This window comes from Pedobacter frigidisoli (assembly GCF_004331675.1).
GTDB classification, from domain to species: domain Bacteria; phylum Bacteroidota; class Bacteroidia; order Sphingobacteriales; family Sphingobacteriaceae; genus Pedobacter; species Pedobacter frigidisoli.
This window is the reverse complement of record NZ_SJSN01000010.1, coordinates 216,123-242,667: the sequence shown is the minus strand read 5'-3', so window position 1 is coordinate 242,667 and position 26,545 is coordinate 216,123. Positions and strand designations below refer to the sequence as shown.

Here is a 26,545-nt window from a genome sequence, read left to right as displayed (position 1 = left end):
TTTAACTTCGTAAACCAACTTTATGAAAGCACCTCATTTATTATCACCACCAACAAAATGCCTGCTGACTGGGCCAAAATGCTGGATGATGAGGTGCTGGCCACAGCTCTGCTGGACAGGCTTCTATTCCGGTGTGAGGTAATCAGTCTTGCGGGAAAATCTTACAGAATGGAAAATAGGAAAACAATATTTGCAAGTTAGGACCAGAAGATTAGCTTTGTAAAACTGTGCACACTTGTTGCCGTTTTCTGTGCACTCTTAATTGCCAATTCTTGTGCAGTGTTATTTCCCGATTACACCTGGGCTACCAGAATCATTAAGGCAATAAATCCATCAAAACATGTAGACATTTCCTCAACCCTACATTTTTGCAGCATATTGTCAGCATTTATCCCGGTTGATTTTTATGACTTAAGACCAGCCAGAATTGATTTAGATGATTTAAGGTCTCTCAAAGGAGGTTTAATGCAGTTGCCATTTGAGAATGATTCCGTCAAATCAATCTCATGTATGCATACAGTTGAACATATAGGACTTGGAAGATATGGGGGTCCACTTGATCCCGACGGCGATTTGAAACCGTTGGAAGAGTTAAAGCGGGTTTGCGCAAAATACGGGAATCTGCTAATCGTGGTACCTGTTGGGAAGCCCAAAGTTGTATTCAATGCGCACAGGATTTATGATCCACATACAATATTAACTTACATGAGTGGCTTTAGGCTCAAAGAATTCGCATTAGTAACCGATTCTGATGAGTTTATGTTGAACGCGCCACTATCACTCGGTACTATACAAAATTACGGATGCGGATGCTTTTGGTTCGTTATAAATTAGTATGGTGATAGTAAAACTCCAAGGAGGTCTTGGAAATCAAATGTTTCAATATGCTGTAGCCAAAAGTCTTGCAAAAAATTCTATGCTGTTAATCGATACCTCTTTTCTGAGCAAAAATAAATTCACCAATGACTACTTCACAGCAAGGGATTTAGCCTTAACTATATTTAATAATATCAAGCTAATCAAATGTAATAAATTATTGGGATACCTAGTAAAGCGATCGATCTTACCCAGAACCAAGTACATTCATCAAACCGAAAACAATGAATGGATAGCCTTTCGACAAACGGAATGGACTATCACGTATCTGGATGGATATTTCCAAGATGAGAATTATTTTAAGAAAATTAGAAGTCAATTATTACAAGATTTTCGATTCCAGGACGTTTCTGAAGCAAATAAGGGCTTGAAATTTAAGATTATGCCAGATAGATCTTCAGTTGGTATACATGTTAGAAGAGGAGACTATCTCCTACCTGCAGCAAACTCTTTTCATGGATTGTTGCCAAAATCCTATTATGATGCCGCAGTCGAGAAATTAGAGCAGCTAATTTCCAATCCCCATTTTTATGTATTTTCAGATGACCCGGATTGGTGCAGACTCCACTTTCAATCAAGCAAACACTTATTTACCATCGTATCCAGCACGAATAGCAAGAGCTGGGAAGATATGTATCTAATGAGTATTTGTAAGCACAATATAATTGCCAACAGCAGCTATAGCTGGTGGGCGGCTTGGCTAAATCAAAATGTTGATAAAATAATCATCGCACCAAAAAACTGGCTTGCGACAACAGAAACGAACATTGTACCAAAGGAATGGATAAAGATCTAATTTCCATTATTATGCCAGCGTTCAATGCTGAACTGTTTATAGCAGAAAGTATAATAAGCGTTATCAATCAAACTTATAAAGACTGGGAATTAATAATTGTTGACGATGGCTCAAAAGACAAAACAAAATACATAATAACTTCTTTTCTTAAAGATTCCCGAATCAAATATTTATATCAAGAAAATGGGAAGCAAGGAAAGGCGAGAAATTTAGGATTGGAAATAAGTAAGGGGGCATATATCTCTTTTTTAGACGCAGACGATAAGTGGATACCAAATAAGTTAAGTATGCAAATTGAGTTTATGCGAAACAATCAAAAAATAGACTTGCTATTTTCACAGGGATATAACCTAGAGGATGGTTCGATTTCAAATTTGGATGTCAAGATCAAAAACATCTGGGATAAAAATGACTTAGAGGACTTCTTGAATCAGAACCAAATACCGATTCTATCAGTTTTGATGAAAAAAGAGGCTATCATGAAAGTAGGAGGTTTCAGCGAGTCAATCTCCATACAAAATGTAGAGGACTACCATTTATGGCTTAAGCTTCTAGTTAAGGATTTCAAGTTTACATCAAAACCAGATAGGTTATTCTATTATCGCATTCACCCTAGCCAGTCTACTCACCAAGATAAGGAACTTAAGGTACCAATATTTTTTGCGCATAGGGATATTTACCTGCACTCACAAGATGCCAATATTCGTAGGATGGTAGTTGACAAATTAAAATGGTTCATTTACAGCGAAGAGCTTCACAGTACCTGCATTGATCTTTTTGCCTCACACTTCAAGAAAAGGAAAGCTGTTTTGTTAACTTATCTTATCGAGAAAATATTTTACCAGTCTCAACCCTTAAGTCAAAAAATCGTTTTTAAGCTCGTTTCTGCTTTCGCTTAAGCATTCTAAAATTACATGTACAAATTAACAGCCATTATATGTGTTTTTAATGAGGAAAGAAGTTTAATAACTGCCTTAAGGTCGTTGCGGATGAATAAAATTTACCATGAAACTGAGATAATTCTCATAGATGATTTCTCTACTAATGTGTTCACGAGAAAACTCTTGAAAAGGATAGCGAAATTCACACGTGCGAAAGTCTTATATAGCATAAAGAATGAGGGATTATCTCATTCAAGAAACCTCGGATTCTCAAATGCAAGTTCACCATATGTTGTTCCAATAGATGCAGATGACATTTTACCAGATGGAGCATTAGACGACATAAATGAATGCTTCATTGCAAACCCTGATGCTGACTTTATTTTTGGAAATTACCAAGTTGAGAGCCATGAGGGATTAGAGAGTAAGTTGGTATCTTGCAGTGATATTTGCACCAATGGAATCATTAACTCTCAAAAGCTTGCAGCAAACTGGAAATTACTGGGTACTAGTCCTTGTAAAAAAGCAACCTGGGAGGCTATTGGTGGCTATTCAATGAAATACAGCTATTCAGTTCAAGATGTAGATTTTTGGATAAGGGTCATGCAAAGGGGGTTCAAAGGTGTCTACACTGATAAATGTATTTATATTTGGAATAGGTCAGAGAAAGGCATGAATATGACCTTCGATCGCATCTTTATGACAGAATTACTAAATGATCATCAGTCTTTCTACTCACTAATTCTTCCAAGAAGAGTATTAGTCAATAAAATATTCGAAGGATATTATCCATATAAACAGAGCGAAATACTATTACCCTTTGCACATGAAAACCTCTTTCAATTGCAATTCAAAAATCTTTTGAGAGTTTTCTACTTTTTAATCAGTCATCACACAAAGAAAAATGCCTAACACATTTTTTTCAGTTATTATCCCCACCTATAACTCAGAAAAGACATTAGGCGATGCTTTGGAAAGCCTTTATAAACAAACCTTTGAGCAATATGAGATTTGTATAGTTGATGCCTGCTCATTTGATCGCACCCATGAAATAATTGAACACTATAGGGGAATAGGGCTAAACATCAATTTCATTCACGAGAATGATAAGGGAATTTATGACGCAATGAACAAAGGAATTGGTATGAGTAAAGGAGCTTGGCTTTATTTTCTAGGTAGTGACGATACCCTTTACGATAGTAATGTCCTGACCAGAATGAATCAGCTGATCACTCAGTGCAAGGCAGATGTTGTATACGGCAATGTATTAATGAACGGAAAAAATCAATGGAACCTGGATGGGGTAATATTTGCGGGAGAATATGACCTTTCTCGAATCCTAAATTTAAATATCTGCCATCAGGCAATGTTCTACAATAGGAATATTTTCAAACAATTGGGATGTTTCGATATAAAATATAATGTGGGCGCAGATTATGAGTTTAACTTAAGGTGTTTTGCCAACGTCTCGTTCCAATACGTGCCAATTACCATTGCTAATTTCTTTGTTGGAGGTTACAGTACCAAAACAGAAGACCAATACTTCCATCAGGAGAGAGGGTCAATTCTATATAGATACTTCAAATTACGGATTTTCGAAAATTCCTTTATACCAGCAAGATTATACCTCCAAAGGGCTTTTTTTAATCCACAAAGTAGTCTAACCATAATTGAAAGGGCTATATGTATATCCGCTTACCTCAAACTAAAGATGATGGCGCTAATAAAAAATCAAGCTTAACAATTATTAAGTTATGAAACCATTTAAGACAATTGTCAAGAACCAGCTTAAAAAAATTTATAGAAGGCCCTTGATTATCAAGGAAATCTCTCATAAGGATCAGGATAAGTTAACAGCACTCAATCGTTATGAGAAAGCTGAGATCACCTTCATGGGCAACTTACTTCATATTGTTGACGCTGTGACATTTATCGGATCTTATTTTGAGATTTTTAAAGATAAGGTTTACAATTTTGAGACTAAAACAGCTAAACCATTAATCATAGACTGCGGTGCAAACATCGGCCTGGCAACCATTTACCTGAAAAATAAATATCCTGGTGCCCAGATAATTGCATTCGAGCCAGATCCGAAGATATTCAATGCGATGCAAGAGAACATCAAATCTTTCAAGCTGAATGATATCACATGTCTCAACCAAGCTGTATCAAATGTTGATGGCTTTCTGGACTTTATTGTTGAGGGAGGGCATTCTGGAAAATTAGGCAGAAAGCACAATTTCCAAAGCATAAAGGTCAAGACGATCCGTTTAAAAACAATTCTTCAGCAACATGGTGCTATTACGTTTTTAAAGATTGATATAGAGGGCCACGAAATAGATCTTATTCCTGATATAGTTGAAGAATTACGGAAAGTTGAATTTCTTTTTTTAGAGTATCATTCATTCTTGAACGAGCCACAAAGGTTAGATGAAATACTTAAATATATAAAAGATGCGGGTTTTAGATACTATATCAAAGAAGCATTTAATAAACCAAATCCATTTATAGATAAGGAAATATTCTCCAATATGGATTTTATGGCCAATATTTATTGCGTTAGGCACGACTGATAGCAACGTTAGAAGTTATAATTTACCAGAAATATAAAGCGTGTACGACATACCTATATTATTCTTGATATTCAACCGTCCAAGCCAAACAAAGCTAGTTTTTGAGGAGATTAGAAAGCAGAAACCCAAATATCTATTTGTAGCTGCTGATGGACCTCGAAATTTAAACGGACTGGATGAACAGCTTTGCGCCGAGACTAGAGATATAATTTCTCTAATAGATTGGGATTGTGAATTGAGAACCCTTTTTCGCTCTGAGAACCTGGGAAGTAAAAAAGCGGTGAGCTTAGCAATCAGCTGGTTCTTTAAGCATCACGAACTGGGCGTAATATTGGAAGACGATTGTTTGCCAAATGAATCTTTTTTTTCCTTTACCAAATCGCTCCTGCACAAATTCCAGAATGATGAACGCATTATGATGATAAATGGATGTAGTTTTCAGCCAAGGCCATTAGATTCGAATTCTTATTATTTCTCCAAATATGTACATGTATGGGGCTGGGCCAGTTGGAGAAGGGCTTGGGATTTGTACAATGTAGACCTGATCTCAGAAACAAAGGAGGAGCGTAATACGGTTATCGAGCAAACTTTCAAATCGCGCAGAGAGCAGCAACAATGGAAACATAATTTAGGTCTAATTTCGGAGGGCCTCGACGCCTGGGACTATCAGTGGATGTATTGGATCTGGAAAAACAAAGGTATAACGGTCACGCCCTGGTTGAATATGATCTCAAATATTGGATTCGGATCAGACGCAACCCATACCTTTGATGAACGCTCAAGTCAATCAAGAATGAAACAGTACAAGCTAAATAATATTTTCCATCCAGAAGAAGTCTCTATAAACATTAAGGCTGACAGTATTGAGAGATCTAATACAATAGTATCACCATTGAGGCAAGCTCTTTTCTGGAAAATCAGGGCGAATATTAAATATACACTGTCAATTCTCAGCTATTGGAAACGCTAGAATATATGGTCTCTATCATAATCCCTGTTTATAAACGGGTCCCAGATGCTGACGAGGTGTTATCGCTTAGGCAATGTCAAAAAATCCTAAACCATTACAAAATCTATTTTGTTGCACCCAAAAGCCTAGATTGCACTGAGTACATCAATATTTCCAATAGTGATCTGGCGCAAGTAATAAGATTTGACGATTTTTATTTTCAGGATATCACAGGTTATAACAATCTTATGCTATCACCAATCTTTTATAAGACATTTATTAAGTATAGATATATCCTAATTCACCAATTGGATGCATTTGTTTTCAAAGACGATCTTTTGTATTGGTGTAAGCAAAAATATGACTTTATTGGGGCTCCGAACCTACCGCATCAAAATAGACCTGGCGAATTGCAATTTCTTAAAAACTATAGGCATCTTTTCAGTGCACTTAGAATAACGAGAAAAATAAGTAATGTTGGAAATGGAGGGCTTTCCCTACGCAAAACCAGATCCTGTTATCTATTAGTGAGGTTTTTGAAGCACCGTGTTAAGAAATGGGGGATAAATAATGAGGATGGTTTTTTCAAATATTGGGGAAATATCCTCCACCCACTTTTTAATTTACCGGATGATGATATAGCAATCCGTTTTGCAGTTGAACTTGAGCCAGAAAAATCCCTAAAAAAACTAAACAACCAACTGCCTTTTGGCTGCCACGCCTTTAGGAAATATGAATGGTCAGTCTGGAAGCCGTTTATCGAAAACCCCTACTAACATATTATGCATCAGAGAGAAGAAAAATTAGATAGGCTTTACGAAATAGATATTGATATCAATAACTCCTTATTTTTGCATTATAAGTTTTTACATGAAAAATTGTTTGAAGCGTTAAAAAATTATGCAACAGGAGCTCTCCTTGATATTGGTTGTGGAAATATGCCCTATAAGAAGACAATATTACCATATATAACAGGATATACCGGCTGTGACATCATTCAATCAAGCGACAATTGTGTGGATCTTATTTGCCCCGCAAACGAGATACCCCTGTCCGATAACTCGTTTGATACGGTATTGAGCACGCAAACCCTTGAGCACGTAGAAGATCATCAGGGACTTGTGGATGAAGCCTATAGATTATTAAATAAGGACGGGTACTTCATCATAAGCGCTCCGATGTATTGGCCACTACACGAGGAACCATATGACTTCTTCCGATTTACAAAATACGGCCTCACATTCATATTGCAAAAGGCTGGCTTTAGGAATATTGAAATTAATGAAAATGGAGGCAAATGGGCAGTAGCTGGTCAGGCATTGATGCATGCTGTGTATCCAACTGTAAAAAACATCAAAGGAACTAAGGGTAGGATCATAAGGACAATATTTAAAGCTTTTGGCGGTATCAAGACAATTAACAGGGTTTTCTCTTATTTGGACAAAAAGGTTCCAGATTACACCAACACCTTAAACTATGTCATAGTTGCCCAGAAATAAAACATGTCGAGTGGGTATTGAGTTAGGAAATCTAGATCATTACAGATCAACATTGATCAAAGAGGGTGCAATCCTGCCCCTGGAACGGATAGAAACTGATAACTATGGCCTTTTATCCAAGTTGCCCCTTATAGCAAGCGATAAGAAAGGCTGGCCGTGGACAGAAGAGGTAAGCCCAAATATCTACGATTGTAGAGCAGATTGGCCTAAGCTAACGATTGTCACCCCTTCCTTTAACCAAGGAATGTTTATTGAGGAGACAATTAGATCCATCCTGTTACAGAATTATCCCAATCTAGAGTTTATCGTGATTGATGGAGGGAGTAACGATCAAACCATCCAAATACTGGAAAAATATTCTTCCTTTATCAGCTATTGGCAATGTGAAAAGGATAATGGACAGGGGCAGGCCATAAATATGGGCTTTAGTATAGCATCCGGGAACTATTATGCGTGGATCAATAGCGATGACTATTATTTAAGGGACACTTTCTTTACGGTTATCTCCAAATTCATCACAACTAAGGCTAGCTTTATCTATGGCTATGCTTATAACTTTCATACGAAAGATGGAAAACATGAATTAATCAAGCCATTATTAATCTCAGATTACTTCATCAGAATACCCACCCTTGCTCAACCATCCTGTTTTTGGGATGCAAGGATACATCTACCAATTTGGGAAAAGTTGAGTTGTTCATTAGATTATGAGTTGTGGTTGCGCATGGTTAAGGGAGCAAGAAAAAAACTGATAAGGCAGCCCTTAGCAGTGGCAAATGTTCATGACGCAGCGAAAACCTCAAATCCTGCAATGGACGAGGCATGGGGAATTGATCATAAGTTAATCTGCAGTAATGATGCACACGGTCCCATCCCGAACTGGGACAGGATGGTTTTTATAAACCGGATCCTATTAAAACTCATTAATCTTCTTAGGTAGTGAGTTCAGCGAGCATATGAAAGTGATATTTTGTACTTATGATGATAAAGCAGCAGTTAATGGCATTAACACATGGTTATTAAACCTGCTTCCCTCTCTGAAATCAAATGGAGTGGATATAAGTCTTATTTACGATTCCTGGGTTTCCGAGGAAGACTGCACAACAATCCCGATGTTGAAAAAGCTGGGAATTCCATGCAAAAGAATTGGCAGCAATAGATATTTAGAAAGCCAGGTCACCTGGATCCTGAAGCACGTAAGTAACGAAAAGCCTGATATATTTGTTGCAAATCATATTTTACCAGCATGGTATGCTGCTGAATGGCTTAACCCTGTGGGGATTCCCACTATAGGTGTGATAAATAACGATGACCAGGAGTATCATACCCTCATAAAAGAGTTTTTGTACAGCAAAAAAAACTATATAAATTCGACTGTAGCAGTCTCAGAGACTTTATTCGAAATGTTACCATCGGATACAGCATTTACATGCAATAAGAAGATACCATACGGGACGCCGCCCTTCAATCAATTTAGTAGATTAACCAAAAACGAATCCTTTAGGATTTTTTACGTAGGTCGTCTGGCAAATGTCCAAAAAAACATAGCGATAGTTACCAAATGCCTGTGTGAGGCCGCCTATAGATTTCCTAACGTTGAGGTTTATATTTTTGGCTCAGGTCCCGACTCTGACCGCGTAAGGGAAATAGTCGATAGTTATAACTTACCTCATCAAATACACATTATGGGGATTGTAGAAAACACGACCATTCGAGAGCTGCTGCCAAAAGCAAATGTAATTACATTAATGTCTGATTTCGAAGGCTTACCGGTTGCACTGATTGAAGCTATGGCAGCTGGCGTTGTACCGCTATGTAAAAAGACCAGTAGTGGTCTTAAGGAGCTGATAATAGACGATATTACGGGGTTATATGTCGAGGACATTGAGGAATTTGTTAAAAAAATTGAGTACCTGCTAACCAACCCCGCACAATGGGAACGAATATCGACAAATGCAAGAAATCATATTGAAAAGGGTTATTCCTTTGATAAAGTAGTTGACGACTGGATCGGCCTCTTTGACATACTAAGGGGCAAGAACAAGCAGGAATACTTAAAAGTCCCATCAAAGATTCGGCTTCCAAAGAATAATATAGGTAAGATATTGGGGGAGCGCAGAGAACCAAACTTTTTTTTAAAGGTATTTAGTAAGATTAAAAGGGTAATGAGTGAGTTATTATAATAATAAATATGCCCTGCTTGTCCCCTGTTATAATGCGGCTCCGTATATTCATGGATTTTTAGAGAATATTGCCAAACTCGCTAAACCTTTTGATGAAATAATATTTTATGATGATGCCAGTGAGGATGACACCTTTAAGATCCTGATCGACGAAGGCCATACCGTTTTACGTGGATCTAGGAACAACGGGCCAGGATTTGCCAGAAACAAACTGGCCGAGATCTGCTCCTCCAATTGGTTTCATTTTCATGATATCGATGATTTTCTTGATCCACTATATCTAGATAAGACAGCAAAAATAGCTGAGTCTAATGATTTCGAGGTTATATTGTGTAATGTTAATTGGTATGATTCGCAAACGAACGACCTCACGCTAAGTTGGAAATATAACAATAAGGAAATAACAAACGATCCCCTAGGTTATACAATAGCAAACCCGATTGGCGGGATTAATGGTCTGTATAAAAAAGATCAATTTTTTAGAGCTGACGGATTTAATGCCGACATCAGAGTTTGGGAGGATGCCGATTTACACGTTCGGCTTGCTGGAATTGGTTCAAGATTTCATGTGATAGAGGAATTCCTTTCCTATTCTATCAGATATGCAACATCGGCGAGTGCGGATCAGACAGCTGGTTGGAAAACAAGGTTAGGATTATTGCAAGCATACTGTCATAAATACGAATTTAAAAAAACAAGGAAAATAATTGGACAACAGGCACAGAATACTGCATCAATGCTAATTCTTTCCGGCCAATTAACAGAGGCAAAAAACGCATTAAGATTGAGTGAGGACTGTGGGGTAAGAATTCCATTAACAAATGGCTTATTGTGGTTTTTTTTCAAACGATTTTTGCCCAGAACATTGAGAATTTACTTTAGAATGCTTCATTTGACATTTGCCTTCAAAAAATGATTACCCTAATGATTTTATTCGATAACTTTTTTAAAGAGAGCAATAATTCGTGAATTTAACATATCGAAAAAAAAATCCATCTTATGGAATAGGGGAAATGGGAAGTCGATGCGAAATAGGGTCTATACAGAAGTTATCTTGAATATCTACAACAGTGAGATAGTAGCCTTACCTAAACTTTGCTCAAAAGAGACATTTAGAATGCTTAATGCAAAATATTTAATCGGGGATCGGGCAGGCTCTTGCAGTCTGTCTTTTTATTTACTACAAACCAGATTTTCGAGATCATTTCTGACGGACGAGCATTGTCGCTATGTCCTCAAAAACTTTCATGTTTTTTGGGACTTAGAATGCAATAATAATAAGCAGGGGGGCGAGGCCCCCTATCCGCATTTGTTTAAAACTTTTGAGAAATTTATATGCTAAAGTTTTTTTCTTTTCTATATACCATTATTTTTAAGATTGCAGGAATCAGTGTTGGCAAGAATGTTTTGATAAAGCCATTATCGTTTATGTCCAGGGGCTTCCTCAATGGAAAAAAAGGGGAGGTAATCATTGAGGATGATTGTGAAATATCACAAGGGGCCATTCTAAAATCCTATGGGGGTAAAATACACCTAAAACAAAATACCTTTCTAGGGGAGTATGTTGTCATTTATGGGCACGGAAATGTTGAGATAGGAGAAAATACCTTAATCGCTATGCATACCTGTATTTTAAGCTCAAACCATACCATTCCCGATAGGAGAACGAATATAAGGTCACAAGGGGATATCTTGCTGCCTGTTAAGATTGGCGATGATGTGTGGATCGGAGCAGGAGTGAAAATCTTGGGTGGGGTTGAGATTGGCGATGGATGTGTAATAGGAGCTGGCGCAGTTGTTTCCAAGAATATTCCGCCTTACTCAATAGCAGTAGGTGTCCCGAGCAAAATAATTGGAACGAGAAATGATTGATTATATTTCTGTTATCTTACCTACATATAACCCAGATCCCCTTAAACTTGCGGCTAGTCTTGAATGCCTTAGGGCACAGACCTTGTCGAAGGACCAATGGGAATTGATAATTGTCGATAATAACTCTGATCAACCAGTCACCTCAGATCTGATCTGGCATACAAATGCGATCGTTATTCGGGAAATAAAGCCTGGTTTGACAAATGCCAGATTAGCTGGGTTTAAAAAGTCAAAAGGTTCCATCATCGTAATGGTTGATGACGACAATTTATTATTTAACGATTATCTAGATAACACCATGAAGATCTTTAACGATAATGTAAAAATGGGTGCTATCGGTGGCAAGTCGCTTCCGTTGTTCGAAACTGTTCCCCCAGGCTGGTTAAGGGAATTTTACAGTTGTCTCGCCTTGCGTGATTTTGGAGATGAGATTTTGACAGCTGAATGGAATAATGAATATCCAATTGCCGCACCAATTGGCGCTGGCATGGCAATCAGAAAAGCTGCGCTTAAACCCTACTTAAATAAGCAACATATTATTTTAGATCGTATTGGCAATGACCTGAGCTCCGGAGGTGATAATGATATTGTTATAGAAATCCTCAAGGAGGGATGGCAAGTTGGATATTATCCTGCATTGAATCTACACCATATGATCTCAAAGAAAAGGACAACGAAAGAATATATTTCAAAGTTACTGAACAATACAAATAGATCATGGGTTCAGTTACTTAAGATACATAGAATTAGCCCCTGGAAGACAATACCTCGTTGGACCGTCCCGCTTAGAAAGTTAAAAGCGTGGTTTACTTATGGCGCTTGGATGAACAGTACCAGGTCCATTAAATGGAATGGGGCATGTGGACACTTCGACGGCCTAGCAGATGATTAAAAAAATAAAAAACTCGCTAGCATATAGACTACCGGCCTTATACAAATTTTTGACCATGTGTAAGTCAGCTAGAACTTCCTCTAAACCCCGATACGATGGCTGTGTCCTCATCATGATGACTGGCAGATATCATCTGCCCTTACTGCGAATGTGTATCTTGTCAATTTCGAAAAACTGGAATCGCTTACCCAAGATCATCATAACAAATGATGGTAGCACCTCGATAGTAAGGATCAGGAAAGCGTTAAGGTTTTATAAAGGTGAGCTAATAGTTGAGGATTGGGAAGAAACCGAAATTTACCATAAACAGGCACAAAGAAATGGTTTGATTAAATATGCCAAGGCAGATCCATTTGGTAAGAAAATGGCGATCATCTTGAGGTATGCAAGCCTCTTCCCCACCCTTTGGGTGGATAGTGATATCCTTTTCTTCAAGGACTTTACTGTCCAAATACCCACTCTGGCAAAAGGCATTAACTTAGGTGGTTCTGAAGATTGGAGGGGAGCATACCATGAGGAAATGTTGACAGCCCTTGATGCAAAGCTACCTGAGAAGCTGCATTTCAATGCGGGTTTGCTCTACGCATCTGGAATAGGGATATATGAGGTATTTGAAATAGAGGACTTACTAACGGCAGTGCATCCCAATTATAATTTTCTTTCCGAACAAACCATATTTGCCCATATTGCCAACCGCTCACTTGGGATTATATGGGATAGAAAGATTATAGAGAATTCACCTCACGATATACAACAGCTGAGGCCTCAAGCTATAAAAGAGTTAATCGGAAGACATTATACGAGTAATGTGAGACACCTGTTTTGGCGAGATGCAATATTTCTGATTTAAGATAAGATCTTTTGCTTATACAATACCAATATTAAGTTGATCCAGAGATTTATAGATTTTTTTTACAGATACCCAAAGGCAGCAATTAAGAATTATAGCCGTTTCGGTGGCTATGTCAATTTTTGGATCATTAAGATTTCCAGAAAAAAAATGGAATATTGCTCAATAAATATTGAGCCGTTAAAATCCTTTGATGATGGGCTGCCTGTTTATTTTCTTACTGGAAAAAAACACCTTTATCAGACGCTCTTTTGCATTCAATCCTTAACAAGGATTAGCGATCAAAGGTTTAGATTCATTTTGGTTGATGATGGAAGTTTTAATAAAACGATTCTGAGAAGAATTGGCAGACAGATACCCGATGCGGAGATAATCACCAAAGAAATTATCGAGAAAAACTTAGAGGAACAGCTACCGAAAAAAGATTTCGCATCAATCCATCACAAAAGAAAGGTGTATCCCCACATCAAAAAACTTGTCGACATCCATTTACTTGGGATTACTGACTGGAAATTGGTATTGGATTCAGATATGCTATTTTGGAAAGAGCCAACTGCTATTGTGGAATGGCTTAAAGACCCAAAAGTGCCTTTATATATGAAAGATTGCGAAGAATCTTATGGATATAGCACAGATCTAATGCAAAGCTTAACCCTCCGAAGTATTCCATCCCTGATTAATGTGGGGGTGATCGGTCTAAATAGTCAAGCGATAAACTGGTCTTCTATCGAAGAATGGATCAAGGTTCTGGAAGGTGAGGAAGGTACCTCCTATTATCTTGAACAAGCCCTGACCGCAATGATAATCTCCGAGTCAGAAAAATTTACAATGTTAAACGCTCTAGAGTATATCGTTAATCCAAGTAAAAAAATGGTTGAGGATAGACAGGGCATACTTCATCATTATGTCGATCTCTCGAAAGAAAGCTATTTTAAATACGCATGGAAAAACCTGTAAGTAACTATGTCATTCAATCCCTTTGGATAGGTGATACACTTTCCAATGTAGAAAAACTCTGTATTAAGTCTTTTTTAGATTATGGGCATGATTTTCACTTATACTGCTATGATCAGATAGCTAATGTTCCAAAGGGCACGAAGCTGTTTGATGCCAGTAAAATTCTTTCTAGGGAGGCTATATTCCAAAATAAGAAAGGATGGGGAGGTGGATCTTTCTCCGGTTTTGCAGATTTTTTCAGAATCCTTTTATTACAGGCAAAAGGTGGTTGGTGGGTAGATATGGACATTATCTGCCTCAAGGAGTTTGATTTTGCAGAAGATCTAATCATTTGTTCAAGTTACGAGGGCGAGTATGGTGCCATCGCCAATAATTGTGTAATCAAGGCTGCTGCGGGAAATAAGTTTATCAATCATTGCGCAAATGAACTATCGAAGTTTGAGCCGGACAACTTAGGGTTTGGAGCAGCTGGGCCATTCTTGTTCCAGCGGCTTGTAAAGGAATTAGACATGAAAGAAAAAATCGTTCCCTATTACACTTTCAACCCTATTAATTGGAAAAATGTAGGGGAGCTCATACTATCGGACAGGTCATTTCTTGCTGAGGTAAAGGAGCTCATCAGGCCAATATTCAAACCGAGTACGATGGTAGGCAGAAAGATATTGCCCCAATCATTTGCTGTCCATTTTTGGAATGAGGTCTGGAGAAACCACCCATATGACAAAAACGCTACCTATCCCAGACATTCCGTATTTGAAAAACTAAAAAAAAAGCATGGAGTCTAGTGGGTTAGATCGATATAGCTATCCAGTCTCAATTTGTGTTCCAGCATATAACTGTGCTCTATACATTAATGAAACCTTAGACTGTTTGTGCGCACAAAGCCATTCGAACATCGAGATCATTATAGTCAACGATGGATCTGTAGATGACACGGAGAATAGGATAATCGCAAAGAATGATCCTCGGATAAGACTTATAAGTGTGGAAAACGGCGGAGCCGCAAAAGCTAGAAATATCGCTTACAAAAATGCAACGGGTAAGTACATTATTTTTTTTGATGCCGACGATTACATTGGGGCTGACTTTATTGAGGCTCAGGTTAAAAGAATAAATAGACGAGATGATGCAGTGGTTGTTTCTGGCTGGGGAAGGTTTTATGCAAATAGACTAAACACATTTAAAGCAGATAGCACACCTGGAGGAGAAATATCGTTTGCTGATTGGATTAAGGTTTATTGGCACAACGCCAACCCAATGACAACCCCTGGTAGAATATTGATTCCAAAGAAAATCATTGAACATGCGGGAATGTGGAATGAGGATCTGTCATTAAATGATGACCTGGAGTTTTTTACCAGAATTTTTATTGAGGCTAAAAAAATTGTGTTTAATCCAGATTCAAAACTTTATTACAGATCTTACATAAATGGCCTTTCGACTCAAAAAGGTCCAAGGGCTTATCAATCACTTTATGAATCGGTCATACTTTCTACCAAAATCGCACTAATTAAATACGATGGCGATCAAGAGGTGAGACAAAGTTGTTTAAATATGCTTAAGAGTGTTCTGTATGAAATATATCCAGATGAAAGAAGACTTTCAGTTGATATTGAAAAAAAGATTAACAGCTTAGGCAGACCCAATATCAAATTTCAATCAAGTGGTTTCACAAAGTATCTGGCGATTATCTTTGGATGGAAATTTGCAAAACGTCTAACGCGTGTCAAATCTTAAGTGATATTATCAATTAAAACCAATTTGAGTGTTTACATCTAGAACAGAATTGACTGTACGCATTTTTGTTGTCACCTATCGTAGGCACAAATTGTTAATACGAGCCTTAGATTCGCTAATTGAGCAGGTGCACAAAAATTGGTTTGCTGAGGTGCTAAATGACGACCCATTCGATAGAGAAGTTGCCGATATAATCAATAGTTTCGGAGATAGTAGAATTTCTCTATCCAAACCATCCGTTAAGCGTGGGGCCAATGGCAACTTTAACTATGCATTTGGCCATAAAGTAAATGAAGATTTTGCCAGCATTCTTGAAGATGACAATTGGTGGGAACCAGATTTTCTGTCTGTTATGATTGATGAATTGGGAAAACATCCAACAGTACAAGTTGCAGTTTCAAATGAAAAAGTATGGTTAGAAGAGTGTAATGGCGATTGGACTGATACAAATCGCACCATTTGGACGGAGACGACTTCTACAAAGTTATATTACTATCATTTTGCAGAGAAATGTGGCTCAGCCAAGATATGTAACAGTGCTATGCTTTGGAGAACAAAGTCATCTAAAAAATGGATTGTTCCAGACGACTTACCTGTTGATGTATCAGAACACTTTAGAGAACGCTTAATGCCACATCCAATACTCTTGATCAATGAGCCATTGGTTAACTTTTCACAAACCTTAGAAACGGTTCGTAGCAATAGTTCTTGCTTATGGGGCTCTTACCAAGTATTACTAATTGCCTCTATATTTAGCCTTATAAATAAAGCTCAAAGAGTAGCGCTAGCCCATGCTTTATGGACAAGCGCTAGGAATGGCAATAATCCCTTTAAGACTACACTTTTGCACACTGCCGTCGCATCGGGGCATTCAAGGGAATTGTTCAGGAATGCAAAGGTGTCTGAACTGTTAAGATACGTTATGACGTGGATCAAAAACCCCGTAAGCTGTTATAAGACAGTTAATGCATTGAAGAATAAAGAAAAACATTTTTCATTCCTAACTTCACAAAACGTGGTAAAAAACTATATTGATATTTAGCGGACAAAAAATCGATCAAGAAAAGGCGCATATAAATTCTGCTGATTGGATAAGGGCAATTGCTGCTTTAATGGTTACTGTTTTCCACCTAGGTGGTAAAACTCAGCCCATATTAAATCTAGGCTGGCTTGGTGTTCAGGCATTTTTTGTTCTTTCTGGCTTTATAATTTGTTGGTCTTTGCCAATGCATTACAGCTATAATAATTTAGCTAGGTTCATTTGGAAAAGAGTTATCCGAATAGAACCGCCATATATAATCTCCATTGTTTTGATGATCATGTTAAACTTTATTATTGAAAAAAATTATCAGATCGATTGGTTAGACATCGTTGCGCACCTTGGCTACTTGAATAACTTCTTGTCAAAAGATTATTTGAATCCAGTCTATTGGACTTTAGGGATTGAATTTCAATTCTACCTATTTATTGCATTTATGTTCCCTATTATCGTAAAACCTTTTGGAAATGGATGCTTTTGATGATCACTGTAGCAGGTTCATTACTGCCGATTCCCTATCAACAGTAATCAACTTTCTCCCGCTATTTGCACTGGGTATTTCCTATTTTTCTTACAGGAAAAAATTAGTTAACGGATTTTATTTCTTTGGCTTTGCTCTTGTTTATTTATTGATGACCTGGATTAACACAGGTTACCTGCAAACACTGTCAGCCTTAATTACCATTACGATATTGATTATAGAACTCCCGCGTAATAAACTGATCGCTTTTTTTGCAAAGATATCTTTCTCATTATACCTGATACACGATATTGTGGGTAGTCGGATCGTAGTTCTAATAGGTACGCTAATGCCAAAAAACATTTATTATAAAGGCGTTGCATTCACAACGGGCCTTGCAATCAGTATAGGATTTGCATTTGCATATTACCTTTTTATTGAAAGACCTTTTCTTAACATGGCAAAAAAAATAAGTTACAAAGGTGTCGAGTAAGATCTGTATCGTTACACATACTCATTTATCCAGAAACCCTCGTGTTCTGAAAGAGGCAATTACCTTGAGTAAGGCAGGTTATGAGGTTCACATCCTAAACTCGGTATATTCAAAAGTTCTTTTGATAGAGGACTTGGCTTTGCTGGGAAATTACAATATAGGAATTGAACACATTTCTGATCTTACAAAAAAAGACTTATGGAGCTTCTTTGATCGACTGTGTAAAAAAGTTGGCAATTTATTAATAAAATACTTTGGTTTTGAAACCCAGTTTGCACTAGGCTATGCTCCCTTGAGGTATATTGACGTTTGTAAAAAAATTAATGCCAATCTCTATATTTGCCATCAAGAACTTCCCGTATTCTTGGGAGGAAAATTACTTAGGTTAGGATATAATGTTGCTTTCGATCTTGAGGATTGGCATTCAGAAGACTTACCTGTAAGAAACAGGTACAACAGAGCTGTCAGATTACTAAGATCGGCAGAGAACATTGCTTTAAATCATGGAGCCTTTTGTACTGTAACGAGTATAGCAATGGCTAAGCAACTAGCTGAGGTATATTCGAGCAAAGTTCCACAGGTAATTTACAACACTTTTAATCTTAACTTAAAGACATTAGGGCTAAAGAAAGAATTCAATGAACCAATAAGATTAGTTTGGTTCTCTCTAAATATTGGACATGGAAGAGGTTTGGAAGAATTTATAAACATCTTGGCACATATCACAACGACTGTAGAATTACATTTAATTGGTGCGGTAACAGATGATTATAAACAGGAAATTACTGGCCGCGTCCCATCTTTACATAAAATATTTTTTCACGAAATGGTTAAAGCAGATATGCTTGATGAAAAACTATCATCATTTGACATAGGGTTAGCTACTGAATTGAAGACACCATTAAATCGAAACTGCACAATAACAAATAAATTCTTTCAATATATACAAAATGGATTACCTATCATAGCCACCAATACTTTGGGAAATCTCGAGATTTTAAAGCAGTATCAAGTAGGTCTTCTCATAGATTTTGAACAGGAAAATCATATTTTATTGAACAAGTTTCTCAATGACTTGCCCGCATTGAAGAAAATGAGAGAGAATGCAATAAGTGCAGCAAAATTTTATAATTGGGAAAATCAACAGCATTTATTCCTGGAACTTATAAAAAAAAATATTCAGATTAAATGATAGGGTTCATTGTTGCATTTAAACCAAGGCAAAATTCAAAAGATTGGACCAATGATTGTGTTCTTTTAAATAGAACCTTAAGATCCATTTGCAACCAAACTTCAAATAATTTTGCGGTCTATCTAATCTACCATGACTTGCCTCCAGAATTATATCATCACCCAAATTTGAAGTTCATTAAATTTCCATATCCATTTTGTAAGATAGAAAACTTGGCCGATGTGTATGAGAAGCATTTGAATGATGAGAAAATGTATGTTAATGGTTATGATCAGGGTAAGAAGATACTATTTGGAGCTAATGAGGCCATAAATGATGGATGCAGCCACATTATGTCGGTAGATGCGGATGACCTTATTAGCAATAGAATAGTCTCATTCGTAGAAAATCAAAAAAGCAAGTCTGATGTATGGTTTGTATCTAAGGGATACATCTTTTTGACTAACCAGAGCCTGCTGCTTCGCAAGCCGTCTAAAATGTATGCTATTAATGGTTCAACATATATTATACCCAGGGAATATATCCCAATTCCAAATTTTGATAGCAATGGGATTGAGAGTTTTGGCTTTTTTTCGGCTCACAATTATTTATTCTACAATTTAAGGGAAAGGGGAATCTCCCTTAGGCCATTGCCATTTTATGCCATTGTATATGTTGCCCATACTAGCAATTGGACCAACATTGCTCAAACATTCGACCATCTCTCTCTTAAAAATATATTTCTGAAGATACTAAGGTATCAACCAAAGTTTCGATACTTATCAAAGCGTTTCAATTTTTGATTTCCCTTTTGCATTAGCTAATATTTTGAACAAGGTTTTAATTATATCACCATACTTCCCTCCTGCTAATGCCGCCGATATGCAGCGCGTTAGAATGAGCTTGCCATTCTACAAAGATTGCGGTTGGGAAGCAGAGGTAGTCTGTGTCAAAGAAAAATATACTGATGCTGTTTTTGATCATCTGCTATCCGAATCAATCCCAAAAGATATCAAGATCCATTATGTTAATGCTTTCTCCAAAAAATGGACGAGTAAATTTGGTTTGGGAAGCATTGCCCTGCGTTCTCTATTTTTCTATAAGACTTTTGTTAACAAACTACTCAAAAAACAGAAATATGACCTTATCTTCTTTTCTACAACCCAGTTCCCTGTTTGCATATTAGGTGCATATTGGAAAAAAAAGTTTAACATTCCATACATAATCGATTTCCAAGATCCTTGGTTTTCAGATTATTATGAAGACAAACCAAAGTTTAAGAGACCAAAAAAATACTGGTTCTCTTATCGGTTGGATAAATACCTAGAACCCATTGCCGTAAAGAATGTTGCTGGGTTAATGGCTGTATCACAAAATTATATAGATGACCTTCGATACCGTTACCCACATTTGAACAAGATCCCTGCTGCCGTGATCACTTTTGGTGGTTTTAATGAAGATTTAAAGATTGCTTCTGAACATTTTGAAAAACTAAGAATAGCTTTTGACAATGATCCAAAATATAAACATCTGGTTTATGTTGGTCGCGGTGGTTATGATATGCAAAAATCAGTTGGTATATTACTTTCTGCTTTTAAACAAGGTCTCGAGGAAAATTTTGAGATATTTAGTCAAATCAGATTCCATTTTATCGGAACAAGTTATGCGCCTTTGGGACAAGGCGATAAAACGCTTTTCAGTGTAGCAGAAAAACTTGCAGTAGGAGGATACGTTCATGAGCAAACTGATCGGATATCTTTCTATGAAAGTATTTACAATCTTCAATGTGCCGATGCACTCTTTATACCTGGACATGAACAGGCTGCCTATACCGCATCTAAAATATATCCTTACATCTTATGTGAAAAACCAATATTGGCGATTTTTAATGTAGAAAGTAGCGCAGCCAAGACCATCATGGCCTGTAATGCTGGAGTGGTAATTGATATCAATAGTGCAGGAGAGGAAATTCTTAAAATACAATCATTCTTAACGAGCCTGGTAAGTGAAAATATTCAACCGGCAGAAACTGATTGGGAACAATTTGAAGAATTTAGGGCTAAACCTCGAACGACCCAACAATGTTCGTTCTTTAATATATGTATAGGGATTTGAAGAGAATTGCTGTTATAGTTACGCATCCCATTCAGTACTATTCGCCGGTATTCAAATTACTCGCTGACCATGAGTATGTTACGCTGAAAGTTTTTTACACCCTCGGCCAGTCAAATGTCATCGATCTAGGTTTCAATCAAAAAATTGAATGGGACATTCCTTTATTAAATGGATATGATCATGAGTTCCTAATAAATTCATCCAAAGTAGCTGGAAGCCACCACTATAAAGGGGTTGTGAATCCACAAATAATCGATAGGATCGAGGCCTTTGACCCAAATATTATTATGGTTTATGGTTGGTCGTACGAAAGTCACTGGAAGACTATGAAATATTTTAATGGTACAGTTCCGATTTGGTTTAGGGGAGACAGTACCTTAATTGATGAGCAGTCCTACCTAAAAAAAATGGCTAGGAAAATTATCCTGTCAATTGTTTACAGAAAGATCAATAAGGCATTTTATGTAGGGCAACAAAATAAAGATTATTTCAGTTCATATGGCTTAAAAAGCACACAATTGGTACATGCACCACATGCCGTGGATAATAATCGCTTTAGTGAAGACCGATCAAAAGAAACTGAACACCTTAGGGTATCATTAGGTTTAGGCGACCAAGATATTTTGATCTTATTTGCAGGAAAACTGGAATCCAAAAAAAATCCGTTGTTATTATTATCTGCGTTCTTGAAGATCGACCAGTCCAATCTGCATTTACTATTTGTAGGCAATGGAGTGCTAGAAGAAAGTCTCAAATCTTTAGCCAAAAATAACGAGTCTAAAAAAGTTCATTTTCTGGATTTCCAAAATCAAACACAAATGCCAGTTGTATATCAAGCCTGTGATTTATTCTGTCTACCATCAAAAGGCCCGGCAGAAACGTGGGGCTTGGCGGTAAATGAGGCTATGGCTGCTGGAAGAGCAATCTTGGTGTCTCATAGGGTTGGCTGTGGGATTGATCTGGTGGAAGACGGCAGAAATGGCTACACATTTGAATCTGAAAACGAATTGGATTTAATCAATAAAATAGAGCTTTTATATGCTGATAAATATCTTTTGACTGAAATGGGCCGCAATTCTTATGAAAAAATACGACCTTGGAGCTTTGAAAATCAAGTGAAAAGCATAATCTCCGAGCTTGAAAAGATATGAGACAGGCAAACGAGCGATCAAAGACAATAGTTCCACTATACATTCCAGTTATACTCGCTTACCTATTTAGTGGTTTACCAATTGTTTCCTATTTTATTGCGTGGATTGGTTCATTATTTATTTTTTATTGGAGCTGGTTTTCTCCATCGGTCTACTTTAAGCTAGACCTTCCTATATACAAGCAGGTAATGCGCCCCATATTTTTAACACAGTTCATTTTTGCGGGTTTCATGTGCGTGACCTCCATCTTTTATTTCCTGGATCATTTAGGCTATCGATATCTGACTGAAGTTGATAAGGGCCTTAAATTCCAGGGCTCTGAAAAGACCTATATAATTGCACAGTGTCAGAGGATGTGCCTTTTAGCACATGCAGCCATTGTAACAGGAATGATCCTCAAGATCAAAAAAGAAACCATTCAGCCTAGGAACTACACATTTTACCTAGGGCACAACTATTTAATAGGCCTAAGCCTGATTAGTTATGTCATTGGATTTATCTGCCAATACCTACCAGGTCTTGTACAGGTTGCGCTACCCATTCTTGCTGTGTCCGTAAGTTGCGGAGCACTACTTTTCGTCAAGGGTGTGGTAGAAAAAAACCTTAATTACCTTGCCGTTGGATCTTTCATATTTATCGGCAATTTTCTAAATGCTAGTCTCAGCGGCTATAAAGAGCCTATTATTATCAATGTGATTATTCTAGCCTGCCTATTTCTGCCCTATTACAAGAAAACAATTATTTGGATATCAATTCCTATAGCCTATATATTACTTTACTTTCTTCCCACGTATAACTCGGTTGTTCGAGAATCCTGGGACAATAACAATATTTCAGCTGCCGAAGCGAGGACTGAGGCTTTTGAGACCTTATTGGGAAATGGAAATCAGGAGGAGATTGAGGAAACGAACTGGACATTCTTAACCAATCGATTAAGTGAAATGGAAATGTTCACGACATTCGTAGCCTATGTTCCTGCTCACCATGAATATTATGGCCTTGAGATTATCGAAAATTCCATTGAGGCACTAATACCTAGGATTTTTTGGAAGAACAAGCCCAATATGGAAGAGGTTTCCATGGAGAGGGTTTACGATGCAGGCGTTGTGAGTCGCTTTTCTTCCGTTTCGGCCAAGACCAGACCAGTCGTTGATGCTTATCTGAGCTGGGGCATTCCAGGTGTTTTTATCACTATGCTTGTTTATGGGCTTATTATGCAAAGCATGTGTAACCTTGCCGAAAAATTATTTGGAAGCTATGAACTGGGATGCGTAATTGTATTCAATAGTCTATTTCAGCAGTTATGGAGAGGGAATAATTTCGAGTTCATGATCAATAATTTCTTTTACAGTTATATCATCATGTTGGCCCTTTGCAAGCTTTTGGTCATGCTCAAGATATTGATGCCGAGATTCGCGGTAAAGACAGCCTGATGATGAAGATTATCCATATTACAGCATCCTACAAACCTGCCTATATTTATGGTGGGCCGATTCAATCTGTGGGAAAGTTGTGCGAGGCGTTGGTCAGCTCTGATGTCTTAAAGCTGGAGGTCTTGACTACCACCGCTAATGGTCAGACCGAACTGGATGTAGAACCTGGAAAGCAAATATTGATTGAAGGAGTACCGGTAAGCTATTTAAAAAGATGGACCAAGGATCATAGCCACTTCTCTCCTGGCCTGCTGTGGAAATTAACAAAAGTTATTCATGATGCAAATGCCGATGATGTTATAGTCCATATTCATGCCTGGTGGAATTTAGTTTCCATCCTATCATGCCTCATTGCTAGATGGCATGGGGTGAAAATAATTTTATCCCCCAGGGGGATGCTGACAAGTTATACCCAGCATAACCGGAATTCACTTGCGAAACGAATTCTACATACCATTATCGGTAAATCCCTGTTAAGATATTGCCATGTCCATGCAACCAGCGAACAGGAGAAAAGGAATATATTAAATATTGTTCAACCAAAAAGCATCACCGTAATTCCCAATCTCGTTAATTATCCCTTGAATAATCAGGAGCTAAAACATTCGGAAAGAGATCCAACTTTCAAAATGATATTCTTGTCCCGAATTGAGAAAAAAAAGGGTCTAGAATCCCTATTTAGTTCCCTGAAAATAACAGGTATCCCCTGGCAACTAACTATTGCCGGCTCAGGTAAAAAAAGTTATGTAAATAGCCTAAAGCTCAGCGCTGTGAAAATGGATATTAGCGAGCACATTCAATGGGTTGGACAGGTTACTGATAGGGATAAGTTTGATTTGATGGCCACTCATGATCTACTGGTCCTGACCTCCCAAAATGAGAACTTCGCAAATGTTATCATTGAAAGCCTGAGCGTAGGAACAGCAGTCCTGATATCTGATCAGGTTGGATTGGCAGATTATGTCGAGGAAAAAGATTTGGGCTGGGTAAGCTCGCTAAGTGCGGGCGATATCAGTCTTAAGCTAATGGATGCATGGAAGGATAAGATCAAGAGAAAAAGAATTAGATCCGATGCCCCTGAGATCATCAGCAACGATTTTAGTGATGAGGCCCTTGCAGACCGATATATTCGGTTATATCACTCACTGAAAGATAAAGCCAGCAATGAATAAGACTTTTAGCTTTATCATTCTTACCTACAATGAGGAGATACACTTGCCCAGGCTTCTGGAATCGATAAAGGGACTTGATGCACAAATTTTTATCCTGGATAGTGGAAGTAGCGATGATACCCTTAAGGTGGCGGCCGATTTTGGTGCACAGGTAAGGACCAACCCTTTCGTCAATCATCCCAAACAATGGGACTTTGCAATAAAGAACTTTGCTATCCAAACGCCTTGGACTATTGGCCTGGATGCGGACCAAATCGTCACTCCATCGCTCTATAGGATGCTTGAAGAATTTGATGATCTAGCATATTCGGATGTAAATGGTATTTATTTCAACAGGAAGAACTATTTTCAGGGTCATTGGATACGATACGGAGGGTACTACCCCATCTACCTATTAAAAATGTTTAGGACAGGAATAGGCTATTCCGATCTGAATGAGAATATGGATCATCGGTTTATCGTATCAGGCAAGACCACGATCTGGAAAAACGGACATATACTTGAGGAAAACCTAAAGGAGAATGATATCGAATTCTGGTATTCCAAGCACAGAAGATACAGTGATCTCATTGCCCAGGAGGAAATAGAGCGCGAACAAAAACTAAGGATGCAATCTATCAGGCCAAACCTATGGGGCAGTCCCGACGAAAAAAAGGCATGGTTGAAAAGCCTTTGGCGGCGACTTCCACTGGGACTGCGTCCCTATCTTTACTTTGGCTACCGAATGACTTTCAAACTTGGTATATTTGATGGAAAGAAAGGAAGACACTTTCATTACCTTCAGGGATTATGGTTCAGGTTGCTCGTAGATAAAAAGATAGGCAGCCTAAGGAAGCAACAAAAATCAGACATGACAGAAGTGGTCAACCAAAAAAAAACAGCGGACAAACGTGCATTAAGATTTGTTATCATTCTTTTTGCCCTATATGTAATATTTAGCCAGGGGAATCTCTTCATGAACAGCGTTCTCTCCCCATCTGGACATTATTATAGCTCATACCTAAGTGAGAACCTCAACTATGTACAATGGTTAAGGTCTGCTATAATAATCCCTTCCGTCTGGCTGATAAAACTTTCAGGATTCTACGCGATACATAATGAAATGGATATATTGGTAATAAATGGACCTCACATGCGTATCAACTACTCTTGTCTGGGACTCGGAGTGATGAGTTTTCTGATCGCCTTTGTCATTGCATTTCCACAAAGGATGACGTCGAAACTAAAGATGATTTTTTTGGGCATCGCAGTCATCTACCTGCTTAACGTATCTAGAATAACCATCATCGGAATTATATTGAGCGAGTTTAAGTCCCAGCGAAACAACTTCAAGTACCATCATGAGGCATTTAACATAATTGTTTATATATGTGTTTTCGCCTTACTGTATTTTTGGATCAAAAGAGATATTAAAAAAGACCTAACAACGTATAACTTAAAGTAAGC

The 26,545-nt window shown here is 37.7% G+C and carries 29 protein-coding genes; all 29 read left to right on the top strand.

Translation table 11 applies throughout. The features are described from left to right. The coding region (locus tag EZ449_RS14490; RefSeq protein WP_165499770.1) for an ATP-binding protein at window positions 1-201 on the top strand (201 nt) is incomplete at its 5' end. A gap of 264 nt (window positions 202-465) precedes the next feature. After that, window positions 466-834 carry a DUF268 domain-containing protein gene (locus EZ449_RS23515; RefSeq protein WP_225872333.1) on the top strand — a complete coding sequence of 123 codons (369 nt, stop codon included), beginning with the start codon at window positions 466-468 and terminating at the stop codon, window positions 832-834. 1 nt (window position 835) lies between these two features. Further along, window positions 836-1,672: an alpha-1,2-fucosyltransferase gene (locus EZ449_RS14480; RefSeq protein WP_131560032.1), complete on the top strand. Its 837-nt coding sequence runs from the start codon at window positions 836-838 to the stop codon at window positions 1,670-1,672. Beyond that, window positions 1,657-2,571, top strand: a complete 915-nt coding sequence (locus tag EZ449_RS14475; RefSeq protein WP_131560030.1) for a glycosyltransferase family 2 protein — start codon at window positions 1,657-1,659, stop codon at window positions 2,569-2,571. Before EZ449_RS14480 ends, EZ449_RS14475 begins: the two co-directional genes overlap by 16 nt. Before the next feature lie 15 nt (window positions 2,572-2,586). After that, a complete protein-coding gene (locus EZ449_RS14470; RefSeq protein ID WP_131560028.1) occupies window positions 2,587-3,465 on the top strand; it encodes a glycosyltransferase family 2 protein in 879 nt (292 codons plus the stop codon). Then, window positions 3,458-4,294, top strand: coding sequence for a glycosyltransferase family 2 protein (locus EZ449_RS14465; RefSeq protein WP_131560026.1), 837 nt, complete (start codon window positions 3,458-3,460; stop codon window positions 4,292-4,294). Before EZ449_RS14470 ends, EZ449_RS14465 begins: the two co-directional genes overlap by 8 nt. A gap of 13 nt (window positions 4,295-4,307) precedes the next feature. Continuing rightward, on the top strand, window positions 4,308-5,126 hold the full coding sequence (locus EZ449_RS14460; RefSeq protein ID WP_131560024.1) for an FkbM family methyltransferase: 819 nt from the start codon (window positions 4,308-4,310) through the stop codon (window positions 5,124-5,126). Window positions 5,127-5,166: 40 nt separating this feature from the next. After that, complete coding sequence (locus EZ449_RS14455) at window positions 5,167-6,096, top strand: nucleotide-diphospho-sugar transferase (protein WP_131560022.1); 930 nt, start codon at window positions 5,167-5,169, stop codon at window positions 6,094-6,096. After that, window positions 6,084-6,851 carry a DUF5672 family protein gene (locus tag EZ449_RS22840; RefSeq protein ID WP_131560020.1) on the top strand — a complete coding sequence of 256 codons (768 nt, stop codon included), beginning with the start codon at window positions 6,084-6,086 and terminating at the stop codon, window positions 6,849-6,851. The genes EZ449_RS14455 and EZ449_RS22840 overlap by 13 nt, the downstream gene beginning before the upstream one ends. A gap of 6 nt (window positions 6,852-6,857) precedes the next feature. Beyond that, window positions 6,858-7,574 (top strand): class I SAM-dependent methyltransferase, encoded by a 717-nt coding sequence (locus tag EZ449_RS14445; protein WP_131560017.1) that lies wholly within the window; start codon window positions 6,858-6,860, stop codon window positions 7,572-7,574. A gap of 10 nt (window positions 7,575-7,584) precedes the next feature. Further along, window positions 7,585-8,514 carry a glycosyltransferase family 2 protein gene (locus EZ449_RS14440; RefSeq protein ID WP_131560015.1) on the top strand — a complete coding sequence of 310 codons (930 nt, stop codon included), beginning with the start codon at window positions 7,585-7,587 and terminating at the stop codon, window positions 8,512-8,514. 16 nt (window positions 8,515-8,530) lie between these two features. Then, a complete protein-coding gene (locus EZ449_RS14435) occupies window positions 8,531-9,757 on the top strand; it encodes a glycosyltransferase family 4 protein (protein WP_131560013.1) in 1,227 nt (408 codons plus the stop codon). After that, complete coding sequence (locus tag EZ449_RS14430; protein WP_131560011.1) at window positions 9,744-10,673, top strand: glycosyltransferase family 2 protein; 930 nt, start codon at window positions 9,744-9,746, stop codon at window positions 10,671-10,673. Before EZ449_RS14435 ends, EZ449_RS14430 begins: the two co-directional genes overlap by 14 nt. Before the next feature lie 419 nt (window positions 10,674-11,092). Next, window positions 11,093-11,629, top strand: coding sequence for an acyltransferase (locus tag EZ449_RS23400; RefSeq protein WP_131560009.1), 537 nt, complete (start codon window positions 11,093-11,095; stop codon window positions 11,627-11,629). Beyond that, a complete protein-coding gene (locus tag EZ449_RS14420; RefSeq protein WP_131560007.1) occupies window positions 11,622-12,521 on the top strand; it encodes a glycosyltransferase in 900 nt (299 codons plus the stop codon). The genes EZ449_RS23400 and EZ449_RS14420 overlap by 8 nt, the downstream gene beginning before the upstream one ends. Before the next feature lie 112 nt (window positions 12,522-12,633). Then, a complete protein-coding gene (locus EZ449_RS14415) occupies window positions 12,634-13,371 on the top strand; it encodes a hypothetical protein (protein WP_165499769.1) in 738 nt (245 codons plus the stop codon). A 150-nt stretch (window positions 13,372-13,521) separates the two neighbouring features. Next, window positions 13,522-14,328 carry a glycosyl transferase gene (locus EZ449_RS14410; protein ID WP_131560003.1) on the top strand — a complete coding sequence of 269 codons (807 nt, stop codon included), beginning with the start codon at window positions 13,522-13,524 and terminating at the stop codon, window positions 14,326-14,328. Next, window positions 14,313-15,113 carry a glycosyltransferase gene (locus EZ449_RS14405; RefSeq protein ID WP_131560001.1) on the top strand — a complete coding sequence of 267 codons (801 nt, stop codon included), beginning with the start codon at window positions 14,313-14,315 and terminating at the stop codon, window positions 15,111-15,113. Before EZ449_RS14410 ends, EZ449_RS14405 begins: the two co-directional genes overlap by 16 nt. Further along, entirely contained in the window at window positions 15,103-16,065 is a 963-nt protein-coding gene (locus EZ449_RS14400; RefSeq protein WP_131559999.1) for a glycosyltransferase family 2 protein, read from the top strand. The genes EZ449_RS14405 and EZ449_RS14400 overlap by 11 nt, the downstream gene beginning before the upstream one ends. A 28-nt stretch (window positions 16,066-16,093) precedes the next feature. Beyond that, window positions 16,094-17,107, top strand: coding sequence for a glycosyltransferase (locus EZ449_RS14395; RefSeq protein ID WP_131559997.1), 1,014 nt, complete (start codon window positions 16,094-16,096; stop codon window positions 17,105-17,107). Beyond that, window positions 17,097-17,585 carry an acyltransferase family protein gene (locus tag EZ449_RS14390; protein ID WP_131559995.1) on the top strand — a complete coding sequence of 163 codons (489 nt, stop codon included), beginning with the start codon at window positions 17,097-17,099 and terminating at the stop codon, window positions 17,583-17,585. The genes EZ449_RS14395 and EZ449_RS14390 overlap by 11 nt, the downstream gene beginning before the upstream one ends. After that, window positions 17,572-18,057 carry an acyltransferase family protein gene (locus EZ449_RS14385; protein ID WP_131559993.1) on the top strand — a complete coding sequence of 162 codons (486 nt, stop codon included), beginning with the start codon at window positions 17,572-17,574 and terminating at the stop codon, window positions 18,055-18,057. The genes EZ449_RS14390 and EZ449_RS14385 overlap by 14 nt, the downstream gene beginning before the upstream one ends. A gap of 64 nt (window positions 18,058-18,121) precedes the next feature. Continuing rightward, on the top strand, window positions 18,122-19,249 hold the full coding sequence (locus tag EZ449_RS14380) for a glycosyltransferase (protein ID WP_131559991.1): 1,128 nt from the start codon (window positions 18,122-18,124) through the stop codon (window positions 19,247-19,249). Next, window positions 19,246-20,031: a hypothetical protein gene (locus tag EZ449_RS14375; RefSeq protein WP_131559989.1), complete on the top strand. Its 786-nt coding sequence runs from the start codon at window positions 19,246-19,248 to the stop codon at window positions 20,029-20,031. The genes EZ449_RS14380 and EZ449_RS14375 overlap by 4 nt, the downstream gene beginning before the upstream one ends. A 25-nt stretch (window positions 20,032-20,056) precedes the next feature. Beyond that, on the top strand, window positions 20,057-21,343 hold the full coding sequence (locus EZ449_RS14370) for a glycosyltransferase family protein (protein WP_131559987.1): 1,287 nt from the start codon (window positions 20,057-20,059) through the stop codon (window positions 21,341-21,343). Further along, window positions 21,340-22,494 carry a glycosyltransferase family 4 protein gene (locus tag EZ449_RS14365; protein ID WP_131559983.1) on the top strand — a complete coding sequence of 385 codons (1,155 nt, stop codon included), beginning with the start codon at window positions 21,340-21,342 and terminating at the stop codon, window positions 22,492-22,494. The genes EZ449_RS14370 and EZ449_RS14365 overlap by 4 nt, the downstream gene beginning before the upstream one ends. Continuing rightward, window positions 22,491-23,927 carry an exosortase Y-associated Wzy-like protein gene (locus EZ449_RS14360; RefSeq protein WP_131559981.1) on the top strand — a complete coding sequence of 479 codons (1,437 nt, stop codon included), beginning with the start codon at window positions 22,491-22,493 and terminating at the stop codon, window positions 23,925-23,927. The genes EZ449_RS14365 and EZ449_RS14360 overlap by 4 nt, the downstream gene beginning before the upstream one ends. After that, entirely contained in the window at window positions 23,867-25,099 is a 1,233-nt protein-coding gene (locus tag EZ449_RS14355) for an XrtY-associated glycosyltransferase XYAG1 (protein ID WP_131559979.1), read from the top strand. Before EZ449_RS14360 ends, EZ449_RS14355 begins: the two co-directional genes overlap by 61 nt. Further along, window positions 25,092-26,543, top strand: a complete 1,452-nt coding sequence (xrtY, locus tag EZ449_RS14350) for an exosortase Y (protein WP_131559976.1) — start codon at window positions 25,092-25,094, stop codon at window positions 26,541-26,543. The genes EZ449_RS14355 and xrtY overlap by 8 nt, the downstream gene beginning before the upstream one ends. Window positions 26,544-26,545 lie beyond the last annotated feature (2 nt).

Bases quoted from the DNA above. Each gene is read 5' to 3' on its own strand.
- EZ449_RS14475 (WP_131560030.1), top strand. From the start codon at position 1,657: ATGGATAAAGATCTAATTTCCATTATTATGCCAGCGTTCAATGCTGAA.
- EZ449_RS14405 (WP_131560001.1), top strand. From the start codon at position 14,313: ATGGAAAAACCTGTAAGTAACTATGTCATTCAATCCCTTTGGATAGGT.
- EZ449_RS14375 (WP_131559989.1), top strand. From the start codon at position 19,246: ATGATAGGGTTCATTGTTGCATTTAAACCAAGGCAAAATTCAAAAGAT.
- EZ449_RS14420 (WP_131560007.1), top strand. From the start codon at position 11,622: ATGATTGATTATATTTCTGTTATCTTACCTACATATAACCCAGATCCC.
- EZ449_RS23515 (WP_225872333.1), top strand. From the start codon at position 466: ATGCAGTTGCCATTTGAGAATGATTCCGTCAAATCAATCTCATGTATG.
- EZ449_RS14460 (WP_131560024.1), top strand. From the start codon at position 4,308: ATGAAACCATTTAAGACAATTGTCAAGAACCAGCTTAAAAAAATTTAT.
- EZ449_RS14465 (WP_131560026.1), top strand. From the start codon at position 3,458: ATGCCTAACACATTTTTTTCAGTTATTATCCCCACCTATAACTCAGAA.
- EZ449_RS14470 (WP_131560028.1), top strand. From the start codon at position 2,587: ATGTACAAATTAACAGCCATTATATGTGTTTTTAATGAGGAAAGAAGT.
- EZ449_RS14445 (WP_131560017.1), top strand. From the start codon at position 6,858: ATGCATCAGAGAGAAGAAAAATTAGATAGGCTTTACGAAATAGATATT.
- EZ449_RS14435 (WP_131560013.1), top strand. From the start codon at position 8,531: ATGAAAGTGATATTTTGTACTTATGATGATAAAGCAGCAGTTAATGGC.
- EZ449_RS14360 (WP_131559981.1), top strand. From the start codon at position 22,491: ATGAGACAGGCAAACGAGCGATCAAAGACAATAGTTCCACTATACATT.
- EZ449_RS14400 (WP_131559999.1), top strand. From the start codon at position 15,103: ATGGAGTCTAGTGGGTTAGATCGATATAGCTATCCAGTCTCAATTTGT.
- EZ449_RS23400 (WP_131560009.1), top strand. From the start codon at position 11,093: ATGCTAAAGTTTTTTTCTTTTCTATATACCATTATTTTTAAGATTGCA.
- EZ449_RS14480 (WP_131560032.1), top strand. From the start codon at position 836: ATGGTGATAGTAAAACTCCAAGGAGGTCTTGGAAATCAAATGTTTCAA.
- xrtY (WP_131559976.1), top strand. From the start codon at position 25,092: ATGAATAAGACTTTTAGCTTTATCATTCTTACCTACAATGAGGAGATA.
- EZ449_RS14385 (WP_131559993.1), top strand. From the start codon at position 17,572: ATGGATGCTTTTGATGATCACTGTAGCAGGTTCATTACTGCCGATTCC.
- EZ449_RS14410 (WP_131560003.1), top strand. From the start codon at position 13,522: ATGGAATATTGCTCAATAAATATTGAGCCGTTAAAATCCTTTGATGAT.
- EZ449_RS14415 (WP_165499769.1), top strand. From the start codon at position 12,634: ATGATGACTGGCAGATATCATCTGCCCTTACTGCGAATGTGTATCTTG.